14 protein-coding genes and 1 pseudogene are annotated in these 13591 nt (G+C 44.6%); 14 read left to right on the top strand and 1 reads right to left on the bottom strand.

Translation table 11 applies throughout. The features are described 5' to 3' along the window. The first annotated feature begins 39 nt into the window (after window positions 1-39). Genes ribA through HFELIS_RS02745 form a run of 7 tightly spaced genes read left to right on the top strand, consistent with a single transcriptional unit; the run spans window position 40 to window position 5166 of the window. Window positions 40-627, top strand: a complete 588-nt coding sequence (gene ribA / locus HFELIS_RS02775) for a GTP cyclohydrolase II (protein WP_013469018.1) — start codon at window positions 40-42, stop codon at window positions 625-627. Continuing rightward, complete coding sequence (locus HFELIS_RS02770; RefSeq protein ID WP_013469017.1) at window positions 627-848, top strand: MoaD/ThiS family protein; 222 nt, start codon at window positions 627-629, stop codon at window positions 846-848. The genes ribA and HFELIS_RS02770 overlap by 1 nt, the downstream gene beginning before the upstream one ends. Window positions 849-850: 2 nt before the next feature. Continuing rightward, window positions 851-1291, top strand: coding sequence for a molybdopterin synthase catalytic subunit (locus HFELIS_RS02765; RefSeq protein ID WP_013469016.1), 441 nt, complete (start codon window positions 851-853; stop codon window positions 1289-1291). Beyond that, window positions 1288-1815, top strand: coding sequence for a molybdopterin adenylyltransferase (gene mog / locus HFELIS_RS02760; RefSeq protein WP_013469015.1), 528 nt, complete (start codon window positions 1288-1290; stop codon window positions 1813-1815). The genes HFELIS_RS02765 and mog overlap by 4 nt, the downstream gene beginning before the upstream one ends. Beyond that, on the top strand, window positions 1815-2291 hold the full coding sequence (gene moaC, locus HFELIS_RS02755; RefSeq protein ID WP_013469014.1) for a cyclic pyranopterin monophosphate synthase MoaC: 477 nt from the start codon (window positions 1815-1817) through the stop codon (window positions 2289-2291). The genes mog and moaC overlap by 1 nt, the downstream gene beginning before the upstream one ends. A 2-nt stretch (window positions 2292-2293) precedes the next feature. Then, a complete protein-coding gene (locus HFELIS_RS02750) occupies window positions 2294-3049 on the top strand; it encodes an HpaA family protein (RefSeq protein WP_013469013.1) in 756 nt (251 codons plus the stop codon). Continuing rightward, window positions 3049-5166, top strand: coding sequence for an LTA synthase family protein (locus HFELIS_RS02745; protein ID WP_013469012.1), 2118 nt, complete (start codon window positions 3049-3051; stop codon window positions 5164-5166). Before HFELIS_RS02750 ends, HFELIS_RS02745 begins: the two co-directional genes overlap by 1 nt. Here the strand turns inward: HFELIS_RS02745 and flgL are convergent, their stop codons facing one another. Continuing rightward, window positions 5167-7698, bottom strand: a complete 2532-nt coding sequence (flgL, locus tag HFELIS_RS02740; RefSeq protein WP_013469011.1) for a flagellar hook-associated protein FlgL — start codon at window positions 7696-7698, stop codon at window positions 5167-5169. 121 nt (window positions 7699-7819) lie between these two features. Between flgL and rplU the strand changes: the two genes are divergently transcribed. From rplU to HFELIS_RS02705, 7 genes and pseudogenes are all read left to right on the top strand, one after another. Beyond that, complete coding sequence (gene rplU / locus HFELIS_RS02735; RefSeq protein ID WP_013469010.1) at window positions 7820-8131, top strand: 50S ribosomal protein L21; 312 nt, start codon at window positions 7820-7822, stop codon at window positions 8129-8131. 10 nt (window positions 8132-8141) lie between these two features. Then, a complete protein-coding gene (gene rpmA / locus HFELIS_RS02730; RefSeq protein WP_013469009.1) occupies window positions 8142-8408 on the top strand; it encodes a 50S ribosomal protein L27 in 267 nt (88 codons plus the stop codon). Between the two features lie 36 nt (window positions 8409-8444). Beyond that, window positions 8445-10028: an ABC transporter substrate-binding protein gene (locus HFELIS_RS02725; protein WP_013469008.1), complete on the top strand. Its 1584-nt coding sequence runs from the start codon at window positions 8445-8447 to the stop codon at window positions 10026-10028. Window positions 10029-10046: 18 nt separating this feature from the next. Then, a complete protein-coding gene (locus tag HFELIS_RS02720; protein WP_013469007.1) occupies window positions 10047-11051 on the top strand; it encodes an ABC transporter permease in 1005 nt (334 codons plus the stop codon). Then, window positions 11051-11910: pseudogene (locus HFELIS_RS02715) on the top strand (ABC transporter permease). Before HFELIS_RS02720 ends, HFELIS_RS02715 begins: the two are co-directional and overlap by 1 nt. Window positions 11911-11919: 9 nt before the next feature. Next, entirely contained in the window at window positions 11920-12792 is an 873-nt protein-coding gene (locus HFELIS_RS02710; RefSeq protein WP_013469004.1) for an ABC transporter ATP-binding protein, read from the top strand. Continuing rightward, window positions 12789-13589 carry an ABC transporter ATP-binding protein gene (locus tag HFELIS_RS02705; RefSeq protein ID WP_013469003.1) on the top strand — a complete coding sequence of 267 codons (801 nt, stop codon included), beginning with the start codon at window positions 12789-12791 and terminating at the stop codon, window positions 13587-13589. The genes HFELIS_RS02710 and HFELIS_RS02705 overlap by 4 nt, the downstream gene beginning before the upstream one ends. The last annotated feature ends 2 nt before the right edge of the window (window positions 13590-13591 follow it).

Here is a 13591-nt window from a genome sequence, read left to right as displayed (position 1 = left end):
TTTTTGCGTGGTAGAATGTTTGGCTCAAAAAGGTAATTTATGGAGCGTTTTGTGCAAATTTCTAGTGAAGCGGGGTTACCCACTAAGTTTGGGGAATTTCGCATCCAATCTTTTAGAGAGACAAGAGAGGGGCAGAGTTTTGACCACCTCGTGGTGTTTACCTCATATCTGTCTAGTCCTCCCCTGGTGCGCTTGCACTCAGAATGTTTGACCGGGGATGTTTTTGGATCGCAAAAATGCGATTGTGGCGAAGAATTAGCCATGGCCTTGCAGAGAATCCAAGCCCATCCACAAGGAGGCATGCTCATTTATTTGCGCCAAGAGGGGCGAGGAATCGGTCTTTTTAATAAGATCAACGCCTACGCCTTGCAAGATCAAGGCTATGACACTATCGAGGCCAACCGCGCCATTGGTTTTAAAGATGATGAGCGCGATTATGACATTGTAAAAGATATTTTAGAACACTACGGCATTCAAGAAATCTGTCTTTTAACCAATAATCCCCAAAAAGTAGAAGCTTTAAGCGCGTTTGTGAAAGTGGAGCGGCATAGTATCATTGTGCCCAGTAATTGCCACAATGCGCAGTATTTAGAAACCAAGAAAAATAAGATGGGGCATCTGCTCTAATGGTGCGCGTGGAGTTTTTGGGCCCTATTCAAGAAGCTAGCCTAGAGCTTGAAGTGAGTAGTTTGCTTGCGCTTAGAGAGATTTTAGCTCAAAAAGAAAGCCTGAAGCCTTGGTTGTCTATTAGCGCAGTCGCTCTCAATGGGGTTTTAATAGACGATCTGCATACTCCTTTAAAAGAGGGGGATCATATTGTGCTCTTGCCCCCCGTGTGTGGAGGTTGAGGGTGCTAGAAGTCTTTGATGGGGCTTTGAACACCGCTAAACTTTATAGCAAATGGGAGAGGCTTTGCCAAGAGAAAAACGCGGGGGCTTTGTGTGTTTTTACCGGCATAGTGCGGGGCGAAGGGCAAAATTTTAAAGGCTTAAGCTTTGATGTGCATTTACCCTTATTGCAGACATGGTTTAGTGCGTGGGAGCAACGGGGCTATGAAGTGGGCGTGAAGTTGTGCATGGCACATGCTAAGGGAGATGTGGAAGTGGGCCAAAGTTCTTACATGGTTGGCTTAATTTCTGCGCATAGAAAAGAAGCCCTAAACATGTACGCTCTCTTTATTGAGGATTTTAAACACAACGCCCCCATTTGGAAATACGAACTTAAGGAGGGGCAGAGGATTTATGCTCAAGATCAAAGCCACCCCTTGAAAGGAAGCGGGTTATTAGCATGAAAGAGGTTAAAGTAGGGATTGTGGTAACTAGCGATCGCGCTAGCTTGGGAGTTTATGAGGATAAAAGCGGGGTGGCTATCCAAGAGGTGTTACGCGAATATATTTTAAATCCTCTGAGCTTCGTTTATCACCTCATTGCAGATGAGCAGGACATTATTGAGCAAACACTGATCGCTCTAAGCGATGCACAATGCGATCTTATTGTTACCACAGGGGGCACAGGACCTGCGCCAAGAGATGTAACCCCAGAGGCCACACAGGCAGTGTGTTCTAAAATGTTGCCCGGTTTTGGGGAATTGATGCGCACGGCCAGCTTAAAGTATGTCCCCACAGCCATTTTATCAAGACAAACAGCGGGCATTAGAGGATCAAGCCTCATTGTCAATTTGCCCGGCAAGCCCAAGAGTATTAGAGAATGCTTAGAGGCGGTGTTTCCAGCTATTCCCTATTGTATTGATTTAATTGGAGGGGCTTACATTGAGGCTAACTCAGATCACATTCAGGTTTTTCGTCCTCGCAAGTAATGTTTAACCATCTTGATTCTCATAATAATCCCACTATGGTGGATGTCAGCTCCAAAGATCGGAGCGTTAGGGTTGCGTTAGCGTGTGGCAAAATTTGCATGAGTAAACAGGCCTATCAAGCGGTTTTAGACAATCAAGTTAAAAAAGGTCCTGTGTTGCAGACGGCGATCATCGCAGCAATTATGGGAGCCAAGCAAACCAGCGCGCTCATTCCTATGTGCCACCCCTTGCCTCTTGCAGGCATCCATGTGGATATAGTGGAAAAAGAAGAAGAATGCGCCTTTATTCTCAAAGTTAGAGTAAAATGCCAAGCACAGACGGGGGTAGAAATGGAAGCCTTAAGCGGGGTGAGTGTAGGGCTTTTGACGATTTATGACATGGTAAAAGGTTTGGATAAATCGATGACCATACAAGAGATTTATCTGGAACACAAAAGTGGGGGAAAAAATGGAGAATATTTTAGAAATAAGGAGTGAGAATGGCGTGGAAGCGGTATTTAACGAGTGTAGGGTTGGTGTTTTTATTGGCTGGTTGTGGCCCTAACATCATTGTTACCAATCAAGTGCCTTTGCGTTTAGCCTACCAAACCAGCGCGCACCAAGCCCCAATCACTAATCAAGAGGTCATTCTTCTCAAACCCGTTTTACAATACAGCGACAATATCGCTAGAGAATACGAACTTAAATTTAGACAACAAATTGTTTTGAAAATCCAAGAACTCCTTAAAAATCAAGGCTATAAGGTCGCTCTTGTAGATGTGAGCGATAAAAACGATTTGCCTTTTGCACAAAGGCGCGATGGGTATTTGGCATTAGAAACCACCGGAGAAATTGTCTTGCGTCCCGATCCCAAAACCACAGAGCAGAAAAAATCCAGCCCCGGGCTCATTTTTTCTAGTGGTATGGATGTGATGAAAGGTAATCTTGTCGCGATGGGCTACCTTAAGGTTGTGTTTGTAGAACCTCTAAGTGGGGAGTCTGTAGATTCGTTTTTGATCGATTTGAGCGAAATCGACATTAAAGAGCCCTTTATCAAGTCTAGCAAATCCGAACACACTGGAGGGTTGCTAAGTTCCCTCTACAAAGGTAAGGATAACTCCAATGATGCCATCAAAAAAGCCCTCAACACAATTTTTAAATCCGTGATGCAAAAAATGGATCAGAGCATCACCCAAGCGCGTTTAAAGACCTATGCTAAAGACATTGCAGAATTAAAAGCCCGCAAACCTTACTAATGCGTGTTGTATTCTCTAGCTCTAAAAGAGGGCAACAATTCCTAACTCTTGTGCTTGACACTTTGGTGTTTAGCCTCTTTTGCACGGCTTTTTTTGTCCTAATGCGTCTGGGTTTTATCGCCTATATGGGCATCTACAAGGGCGCGTTGGTGCACGCTAGCGCGCACTTGGATCAAATAGGACAGGTATTAGTGAGTGGTCTAAAATACGATAATCGAATTGTGGCTGCCCTTGGACTTATTTATTTGCTTTTGGGACTTCTTAGTCCGTTTAAAATCCGCCCTAAAGTGCTCCGTGGATTTGCGTATTTTGCACTCAGCTTATGTCTTTTCTTGCAAATAGCTAACATTACTTTTTATGGCATCTATGGAGATGTCTTTGATAGCAATCTTTTACAAATTTTTACAGAAAGTCCAAAAGTTATTTTGGGTATGGCCTTTACAGGTGAGTATTTTATTGGCACAAAACTTTTGATTTGGGTGTTTTTGAGTGTGCTAAGTGCTTATCTTTATCGTGTCCTTCAACCCTCATACACTCTGATTCTTGCCCTGCCTCTTAAATGGACACTTGGTGGGGCTATGTGTGTTTTGGCCCTTTTTATGCTTGTTTCCATCAACTCCCGCCTAGCTTTAACCGGCGTGTCTTTAGATTTCATTGCTCACTCCGTTCAAAATCCCTTTTTGCGCCAAATTACTCCGGGGGCTTTTCGCGATCTTTACTTAGTTTTTAAAGACTATAGAAAAAGTCATCATGTCCACTTTTCTGACTTCACTTCCAAAAGCCCTCTACAAGCAGGCATTGATTACTTTAATCTCCCCAAAGACACTAAGACCCCTCTTGATCTCTACAAGCTTTTAACCCACACGAGCCAAAATCCCAAACTCCCTACCATTACCCATGTTTTCTATATCGTGTCCGAGTCGCTCTCTTCATGGCATTTTGACCCCCAATTTGACTCTATTGGTCTCACACACGCGCTCAAAAGCCTCAATGACGGACAACATGGTTTTATTTTCCCCCTATTTTTAGAAAACGCAAAACGCACGGTGAAAAGCTTAGATGTGCAGATCACCGGACTTTTTAACATCAACGATACGAATTTCGTCAATATGGGCGTGAACATTCCAAGTTTGCCCACCGCCATTGGCAACCAAATGAAAAATCTTGGTTTTGAAAACACCTTTTATTATGGAGGCAGTGGGATTTGGAATCGCCTTGATCGCTTTACTAAAAAACAAGGCTTTGCGCATTTTATCTTCAACACATACCTACTGGATTTCGCCAAAGAACAGCTAAAGATCAATCCTAAGGCCTACCCACAACCCCTAGAGAGTAATTGGGGTGTGCATGACAATATCTTGTTTGACTACATCCTTAAAAACACCCCTATCAACAAGAAAACTTTTAGCATGGTGATGACTTTAAGCAACCACCCCACCCGCAATGTCAATCTAAAAGCCTTTGGCGTGCCTGTAGAAAAAATTGAAACCTTTGTCAAAAACTCCAATGATAAAAATATGCCAAGCGCTAACTTTTTAGGGCACATCTTTTGGTATGACAAAATCCTAGTAGATTTTATTAAAAAGGCGAGTGCTAAATTCCCCAACGCGCTTTTCATCATCACGGGCGATCATTTTGATCGCAGTTTTACCCTTGCTAAGGATAATTACTTTTGGACTAAAAGCGTGCCTTTAATCCTCTATGCCCCAAGTCTAAACCCTAAGCTTGCCACCTGCGTAGGATCGCACATCGACATTCCCGCTACGATTATGGAACTTGTCGCTCCAAAGGACTATGAATATGTGAGTTTTGGCAAGCCTCTTTTTAGCAATGAGGATTCCTCTCAAAATTGCGAACAGAGAAAACCCTTTGTGTGGGGGCAATCCAAGAATTTTGCGCTAGGTTTTGATGTCGTGGGGGCGCAAAGCCAAACAAGCAAATTAGACTTTTTGTATATGGATAACGCCCCGCTCCTGTATGTTAAGGACCACCAACGCACAAAAGGCGCAAACCTGCCTGCAGATTTGCAATTAGGCAAAGAGCTTACAGACAAAATGCAAATCGCCAATGGGCTAAGTTGGTATTTGCTTTTTAAAGGCAGGGTGATCAACCCCTAGCTAAAGATAATGTGTTAAACCCATTTGGTTGATCTTGCTGCTTGAGGAGAGCACAGCATCGTAATTATTGCGCAATTGAGAAAACTTATTATAAGTTTCGGCGATGTCCGTGCCCACCGTGTCGCCCCGGATAGCTTGCACTTGGGATTTAAGCACCTCGTTGCGTCTTAAGATATGGGCAAAGCTACGGCTATGCGCGCCATTGGTGGCGATAATCTTTTCGATGTGATCGCTCAAGTGATCTACCAACTCGATATTATTTTGAATCCCCAAATTGCGCATTTGTTCGTTGTAGTTGCCTTGCAGGGCATCGGGGCGATAAATCCCACTGCGTACAGAGTCAATCACCCCATCTAGCTGTTTAAAAAAGTTGATATGGGGTTGATCAATGGTGAGCGCATTGTTAGCGTTCAAGCGGATAGAGGGGGTGTCTTTTTTGATCAGATCTGCTGAAAAGTCATCTGCCTTAGCGTCAAATAACATGAATTGCATCAAGGTTTTAGAACGCATTTTATCTTGGATAGTCATTTGCCCATTTTCATTTAAACGCACATCCACCCGCGTGTCTGCTTGTTTTAGCAAAGATAAAAAGGCTTTCTTACTTTCTTGAGAGGGAGCTTGGGCTTGGGCTTGTTTGTAGGACTTTGCGTCTTGATTGCTATAGTCCATTGCCAAAGTGATTGCGTCCATGAGTTGGCGGTAGGTAAAATCATTGGGCTTAGTGAGAGTGGGCGTGCTGTCATTGCGGTTATAGAGTGGAATTTTATAGGGCGCGCCTCCGCTTTTGCTAGGCAATTCCAAAAATGCCCCTTGGTTTTCTAAATTTAATTTAGCCTCTAGGGGTATTCCATTGTGATCGCTGAGTTTAAGAATGTAGCTTTGCTCACCTATCTGTGTGCCCATCACCTCAGAGAGCTTGGTTGCGCCAGTGGCGTAGTCCATAGTCTTAGGGATCACTTGGGAGATATTGCCCACCAAGTGCGCTCCGTTATGGGTGAAGTAGGTTTTTTGGTATTCATTCGCATAATCTGTAGGCAGGGCTTTGACCTTTTTTCCCTTGCCATCCAAAGTTCTTAGTTTAAGACTTAGACCATGCGCGCCATCAAAGGGAGGTGTTTTGCTATCATGGGCTTGGTTTTTGATGTTTTTATCAATTAGGCGTAAACGCCCATCCTCAGAGAGTTCTACTTGCAAATCACCCCCAAAATGCGCCTTGATTGTGTTCATCACATCCTGCAGAGTTAAATCCACGCTTAAAACAATGGGTTCTAAAGGTGTGGGATCGATGGTGCCATCTTTATGATTGGGGCGTGTGCCACTAATTTCTAAAGAAGTGGCGCTAGGGCCTAAAATCTCGCTGAGTTTGGTGTTGCGATTGGCTGGGGTGTTATCTTGAGTGATAAATGGACTCGAGAGGTCTAAAATGCGGTGATCGTAGGGATTACTCACACCTTGCAAGCTAGAGAGGCTGCGATCTGTCAAAAAAGGACTTTTGACATAGCTTGTAACACGCGCGTTGCTCGTGCGTAGCTGTTCTAAATTATCCACATCCCGATCGCTAGAGATCATATGAAAATCAATCGTGGCGTTTCCGGTAGTTAGGTCCTTGATCTCAATTTCTCCCCACGCATTCAAGCTAACATCCACAACTTTGTTATCTGAAGTGTTACCATAAGCGCGTCCAATTTGATCTAGTAGATCGTTGACTGTCGTGGCATCTTCTTTTTTAGTGTAGGCTTTATCTAGGGCAAACTTTGCTTTAAAAGCACCTCCGTCAGGGCGCACCCCTTGCAAGTAAAAATATTCTTTAGAGTCATTACTGGGATCATCATCGTTATCCCCAATGAGATCGCGCAGAGTGTCCCCAGTTTGTATGAAAACTTCCTGAGGTTCAGCAGTTCTATTGAGCGCGTCCATAATATCTGGGTGCAACTTGCTTTGGTTAAACATTTTAATATTGGTAGTGATGTGTTTTTGTTTGTCGAGGTCTTTTCCTAAAAAGAGGGCCTTACCGGTTACATTGTAGGGCACAAGATTATTTGAGCTCACCAATGCGTTAAGATTTTCATCATTACCATAGTAATTTCCCTTAGAATCAAAAGGCTTACGATCCACCTTGCTGCCCGCAAAAAGATATTCGTCTCCAATGGAAGTGTTGGCGACATTGATCATATGCGCTTTAAGTTTTTCTAGATCGAGAGCAATAGCTTGGCGCGAGGTGTTAGAATGCACATCGCTAGCAGCCTGGATTAATTTTGTTTTGAATTGTTCCATTGTGCTAGAGAGTTCGCTCAACGCTTTGTCGGTGTTGAGTGTTGAAGTGTGGGCACTCTTGGCGACATCGATATTTTGATCGAGGGTGTTTTCCTCAAAACCATATTTGAGATTTTGATCATTGATATTGCTATCTTGATAGCCATTTTGAATCTTGAGCCCTGAAGCGATCTTGGTATTAGCGGTGTTGAGCTTATTTTGCAAGGTATTTTGGTAATAGTTCATTTGGTTGTAGCGACCGCTATCACTGATACGCATAACTTCCCTTTTATCTGAATTATCATAATGAACATGCAAGATGTATGCCATGTATGGCAACTTTTTTTAAGCTTTTTCGTGTTAAAATGAAAGCTAAAATTTTTGTTTTTAGGATTTTGCCATGTATGCAGTGTTTAAAAACGGGGGCAAGCAGTATAAAGTGCAAGAGGGCGATATTGTTTTATTGGACAAGCTTAGTTTAGAGCCCAAGGCGCATTTAGAATTAGATCAAGTGTTGGTAGTGTCCAAAGAGGGTGGCGTTGTTTATGGCACTCCCCTAGTGAGTGGAGCAAAAGTTGAAGCGGAAGTGATCAATGAGGGGCGGGGTAAAAAAGTGATCGTCTTCAAAAAGCGCCGCCGTAAAGATAGCAAAACCAAAAGAGGTTTTAGACGGGATTTTACCCGCGTTAAAATTACAAAGATCGTAGCATAAGGAGCAGTCAATGGCACACAAGAAGGGTCAGGGAAGTACACAGAATAATAGAGATTCTGCAGGAAGACGCTTAGGCGTTAAAAAGTTTGGCTCAGAGTTTGTCAGAGCAGGCAATATCATCGTGCGCCAAAGGGGCACCAAGGTGCATCCGGGTAAAAATGTCGGCATGGGCAAAGATCACACACTTTTTGCTTTGGTCGATGGTTTTGTGCACTTTAGCTACAAAGACAAAGAACGCAAGAAAGTGAGCGTGTTAGCGCAACAAGATCAAAATTAGATCATCCTTTTAAGGAGGGGGAGAGTAGGAGTGAATATGAGAGGCTTGTTGTGGGGGGTTTTTTGGGTTTGGTTGCTAGGGGGAATTTTGGGGGCTACCGGCAAATTTGGGGGGACTTTGATCTATGCTAGAGGCGCAGATGGTTCGAGCATGGACCCAGCCCTAGTAACCGATGGAGAGAGTTACGCCACCACAAGCAATATCTATGAAACTTTGGTGCGTTTTAAATACGGCACTACAGAAATTGAACCCTCTTTGGCAACGAGTTGGGAAGTTTCCAAGGATGGTCTCACTTACACTTTTCACCTGCGAAAAGGCGTTTATTTCCACACAACCAAATATTGGAACAAAAAAGTTGAGTTTAAAGCTAAGGATGTGCTCTTTTCTTTCAAGCGCCAGATGAAGACCAATAAGCCCTATTACAAAGATGGAAGAGGGTATGTATATTGGGAAAGCATGAATATGTCGAGCATTATCAAGGATGTCCAAGCTTTAGATGACTACACTGTCAAAATCACTCTCAATAAGCCTGAAGCTCCTTTTTTAGCGGATTTAGGTATGGATTTTCTCTCTATTTTGAGCGCGGATTATGCCAATTATCTTGCAAGCCAAAACAAAGAGGCAGAACTTTCAAAAAAGCCTATTGGCACAGGCCCTTTCAAATTTGCCCTTTGGATCAAGGATGAAAGGGTGATTCTAACCAGAAACGATCAATATTGGGGTCCTAAGGCCTACTTGGATAAAGTCGTTATTCGCGTTATTCCCAACCCCTCTTCTCGAGTGTTGGCCTTACAAAAGGGTGAAGTGTCTATGATCAGCGCGCCTAATCATAGTGAAGTCGCCAATTTAGAGAGTCTTCCTAATGTGGTGGTGGACAAAGACCCTGCGCTCATGGTCTCTTGGATCAGTCTTAACACTCAAAAGAAGCCTTTCAGTAATCGTTTGGTGCGCCTAGCACTCAATTACGCTATCAATCTTGATGATTACATTAAAGTTGTCTACGAGGGCTACGCCAAAAAGGCGGTTAATCCCCTACCACCGGGCATGTGGAGCTATAATACAGACATTAAACCTTATCCCTATGATCCAGATAAAGCCAAACAACTTTTAAAACAAGCAGGGTATCCAGATGGTTTTAGCACCACTCTGTACACAGCCTCGCGCCATAGAAAACAGGCGGCCGAGTTCATCCAAGCGCAACTTCTTAAAATAGGCGTTAGAGTTAAAGTTGAGTTTTTAGAATGGGGAGCATATCTAAAAAAGATGGCTATGGGTGAGCATGAGATGGCTTTCAGTGGTTGGCGCGCTGATACGGGCGATCCGGATAATTTCCTCTACACCCTTTGGAGCAAGCACGCCGCCTTACAGATTCCCTCACAAAATCACTCTTTCTATAAGAGTGTCGCTTACTCAGATTTAGTGACTCGCGCCAAAGGGGTAACAGATGAACGCGAGCGCACCAAACTCTACAAAGAGGCGCAGGTCATTTTTCATAAAGATGTCCCATGGATACCCCTAGTTTATCCGGATGAAATTATCCCGCATTTGGCTAGTCTCAAAGGTCTCAAGTTAACGGGGGTGCAACTTAACCGCTTTGCGAATTTTTATTTTGATAAATAAAATCGCAGGGAAGCCTCTTTGTTAAGTTTTATTCTCAAACGGATTCTTTGGACTATCCCCACCCTTTTTGGGGTAACTATCATTGTGTTTGCGATGGTGCACTTGGTGCCCGGCGACCCTGCCTTGATGATCTTAGGCGAGCATGCTAGCAAGGAATCTGTAGAGGCCTTGCGGGAGCAAATGGGGCTAAATAAACCTCTCTTAGAGCAGTATTTTCTCTATATCAACCACATTTTTCATGGCGATTTTGGAAAGTCCTTTATGTCTGGCGAGCCCGTGATTGAAGAGTTCTTGCAACGCTTCCCGGCCACTATCGAGCTCTCTTTGAGCGCGCTAATCATCTCGATCATTTTAGGGCTTTTTGTCGGCATTTTGGCCGCTATTAAACGCTATAGCTTCTTTGATTACACTAGCATGAGCCTAGCTCTTGCCGGGGTGTCCATGCCGGTCTTTTGGCTGGGTTTGATGCTCATTTATTTTTTCGGTGTCAAACTGGGTTGGTTTCCAACTTATGGGCGTTTGAGCGATCAATTCTACCTAGACGGTCCTACAGGTTTTTATCTGATTGACAGCCTGCTAGCCCATGATTATGAGGCTTTTGTAGACGCGCTCAAGCATTTAATTTTGCCTGCCACCGCTCTAGCTACCATTCCCACCGCCATTATCGCGCGCATGACGAGAGCTAGCATGCTTGAAGTGGCCAAAGAAGACTATGTGCGCACGGCTAAAGCTAAGGGTTGTTCTCCTTTTAGAGTGATCGCTATCCATACCCTGCGTAACGCGCTTATCCCGGTAACCACCGTTGTAGGTTTGATGCTTGCCGGCCTGCTAGGAGGGAGCATTCTAACAGAAACCACCTTTTCATGGCCGGGGGTGGGTAAGTGGATGGTCAATGCTCTCAACCAGCGCGATTTTCCTATTATCCAAACTTCTAGTCTCATTGTGGCGGTGATTTTCATCACAGCTAATTTGCTTGTGGATATTTTATATGCCTTTATCAACCCTAGAATAAGGCTCTCATAGTGGAACGCTTTACAGAATTTTGGGGGCAGTTTAAAAAGAATAAAGCAGCAGTGGTGGGGGCTTGGATCGTGCTTTTTTTGATCCTCTGCGCTTTGTTTGCTCCCGCACTCACCGAACATAACCCCTATGCCCAAAATGTCCAAGAGAGATTAAAAGTACCTGTTTGGGAGGCTGGAGGGAGTTCTAAACACCTGCTTGGCACAGATGATTTGGGGCGCGATGTTTTCACCCGCCTGCTCTATGGCGCGCGCATTTCACTGACGATCGGAGTGGTTTCCATAGGGATCGCTCTCTCTCTCTTGGCATTGTGCTAGGACTGGTGGCAGGCTATTTTGGCAGACGGACTGATATGATCATCATGCGCCTTATGGATTTAATGCTCTCCTTGCCCTCTATTTTGCTCATTATTATCGTAGTGGCGATTTTGGGACCCTCCCTATTTAATGCTATGTTAGCGATTGGAATCGTGGGCATTCCGGGCTTTGCGCGCATTGTGCGTGCCTCTGTCTTGGCCGAACGAGAGAAAGAATATGTCATTGCCTCTAAGGTTAATGGTTCAGGACATTTGCGCCTCATGTTTAAAGTTATTTTTCCTAACTGCGCCGTGCCCATCATCGTGCAAGCCACGATGGGTTTTGCCTCTGCAGTGTTAGAGGCTGCTGGTTTAAGCTTTTTGGGACTGGGCGCACAACCTCCCACGCCAGAGTGGGGAGCGATGCTCTTAGACGCGATGCAATACCGCAACACAGCCCCCTGGCTCATCATTTTCCCGGGTGGAATGATCTTTTTGACCGTGATGGGCTTTAACTTATTGGGTGATGGGATCATGGACGCGCTCGATCCCAAACACACGCGCTAGGGGTGGTTTATGCAAGAGACTTTGCTCAAAGTGGACAATCTTAAAACCTATTTTTTCACCGATAAGGGCATTAATAAGGCGGTGGATGGGGTGAGTTTTGAGCTTAAAAAGTCTCAAACTCTGTGCATTGTGGGGGAGAGTGGGAGCGGGAAGAGCATTACCTCGCTCTCCATTTTAGGGCTGATTGACAAACCGGGTAAAATTGTGGATGGGGTGATTGAGTTTAATAGACAGGACTTGCTCAAGCTCACCCAAAAGCAAATGCAAAAAGAGATTCGAGGCAAGAAAATTAGTATGATTTTCCAAGAACCTATGACTAGCCTTAATCCCTCTTATACGATCGGCTTTCAAATTAGCGAGGCGCTCAAAATCCACCACCCCAATTTGAGTCGCAAAGAACGCTATGAGCGCGCGCTGGCTGAATTGGAGCGCGTGGGCATTCCGCATGCTAAAGAGCGTTACAACGACTATCCCTTTAAGCTCAGCGGAGGGCAACGCCAGCGGGTGATGATTGCCATGGCGATGGTGTGCGCGCCTGAGCTTTTAATCGCCGATGAGCCCACTACCGCCCTAGATGTTACCATCCAAGCCCAAATTTTAGAACTTATGCAAGAGTTGCAAGCCACTAAGGGCACTTCGATACTTTTCATCACCCACGATCTAGGCGTGGTCGCTCAATTAGCTGATGCGGTGGTGGTGATGTATAAGGGGCATGTCGTGGAAAAAGCCAGTGCTAAGGAGCTTTTTAATGACCCGCGCCACCCCTATACTCAAGCCCTACTAAATGCTATCCCTAAGCCGGGCAAGGAGCACCGCAAAAAACGCCTCCAAACTGTGGATGAAAATGTGAACTATTTAGAGTTTCCTAGGGAGATTCGATGATTTTAAGAGCTAACGATCTATGCAAGACCTACTGCATTTCTCAAGGACTTTTTAAGCCCCCAAAGCTCATCCACGCGGTGCGCAATATCACCTTTAAGGTGCACCCGGGAGAGATTTTAAGCGTGGTAGGAGAGAGTGGTTGTGGGAAGAGCACTACGGCCAAACTCTTAATGGGAATTGAGAGTCTTAGCTCAGGAGAGATTTTATTTAATGACAAGAGTTTAACTCAATTTAGCAAAGCCGATTGGCAGGAATACCGCAAACATGTACAAATGATTTTTCAAGACCCTTATTCTAGTCTTAATCCTAGATGGCAGGTGGGAGACATCATCGCCGAGCCCCTCTTGCTCAATACAAACTTTTCCAGACAAGAGCGGCACGAAAAGGTTTTAGAGATGATGGATTATGTGGGACTTAAGCGCGAATGGATTGAGCGTTACCCCCATCAATTCTCAGGAGGGCAACGCCAACGCATCGGAATTGCGCGCGCGCTCATTATCCGTCCTAAAGTGGTGATCTGTGATGAGCCCGTTTCAGCCCTAGATGTCTCCATTCAAGCCCAAGTGCTCAATCTATTATTGGATTTGCAAAAAGAAATGGGCTTGACCTATGTTTTTATTAGCCACGATTTGGGCGTGGTGGAGCACATTAGCGATCGTATTTTGGTGATGTATCAGGGGGAAATTGTGGAGCGCGGAGATGTGGACGCGCTTTTAAGCGATCCTAAAGACCCCTACACCAAAAAACTTTTAAACGCCGTGCCCCATTTAGAAAAATCCATGCAACGCTTTTCTTGATC

This window comes from Helicobacter felis ATCC 49179, assembly GCF_000200595.1.
Classification (GTDB): domain Bacteria; phylum Campylobacterota; class Campylobacteria; order Campylobacterales; family Helicobacteraceae; genus Helicobacter; species Helicobacter felis.
The sequence above is the reverse complement of the archived record's forward strand: the minus strand, read 5'-3'. Positions and strand labels throughout refer to the sequence as shown.